We start from the raw sequence: 817 nt of genomic DNA on the forward strand, positions 1-817 counted from the left end.
GTTGAGGAACGTATGAAGTCTGCCTCCTGCAACGTTTATATTTAAAATATCATTCTTCTGCCGGTTGGGCCGGTGCTCTCCGCAATGTTTGCGGGTAAGCCTCCATCCTGCAGGCCTATATATTTATTTAACAACACAAATACAACAATTATGAAGAAGTACATTTGCACTGTGTGTCAGTGGGTTTACGATCCTGAAGTAGGAGATCCTGAAAGTGGCATAGCTCCCGGAACTGCTTTTGAAGATATACCCGAAGATTGGGTATGCCCCCTCTGCGGAGTGGGTAAAGATCAGTTTGAACTGGCGGAAGAATAAGCAAATTCCCGCAGCTTAACACACAAACGGCAGACCATCGCAAAGAATGGTCTGCCGTTTGTGTGCTGGATAGTATATGAGGCGGAGCCGTCCGAATAGTCCGGCAGTCTGCTCTCCCGCTTATTTGTCTTTCAGAAAGAGTTCGGAAAAAATGTCCATACTCTCCGGGTGCTCTTCCACAAAGGTGTCGATGTGGCGCATGCGCTTCTCTTCCAGTATTTCGTCGAAAGCTATGAGAATGCCGGTTTCCTCCACGTTGCCGAACTCATGGTTGACGGCTGTACCGAATACGCGCATGGTGGGGCTGAGGCTCATATAGGCGTTGACCAAAGGAGGGATGTTATATCCCAGTTTGCGCACTTCGGTGTTGAGGATGTGATAGTCTTCCTTGAAGGATGTTTCGCAGAAGAGTTTTTCCAGTAGAGTCGGGTCGGTGCCTATTTTGAGCGGGTCGGTAGGGTAGACGAGATTCTCGCGGTCGCCGAAGTGTTTGTTGAGGAAG

1 protein-coding gene and 1 pseudogene are annotated in these 817 nt (G+C 48.8%); one reads left to right on the plus strand and one right to left on the minus strand.

Annotated elements, in window-relative coordinates; all coding sequences use genetic code 11:
* The first annotated feature begins 150 nt into the window (after positions 1 to 150).
* A complete protein-coding gene (gene rd, locus C5S62_RS05775; RefSeq protein WP_104404455.1) occupies positions 151 to 315 on the plus strand; it encodes a rubredoxin in 165 nt (54 codons plus the stop codon).
* A 120-nt stretch (positions 316 to 435) separates the two neighbouring features.
* On the opposite strand, the pseudogene C5S62_RS05780 reads toward rd, so the two are convergent.
* Positions 436 to 817 (minus strand): annotated as a pseudogene (locus C5S62_RS05780) (hemolysin); the annotation flags it as partial.

The organism is Prevotella sp. MGM2, from assembly GCF_002933955.1.
GTDB lineage: Bacteria > Bacteroidota > Bacteroidia > Bacteroidales > Bacteroidaceae > Alloprevotella.

Coding starts and splice junctions, on each gene's coding strand:
- rd (WP_104404455.1), top strand. CDS start 151: ATGAAGAAGTACATTTGCACTGTGTGTCAGTGGGTTTACGATCCTGAA.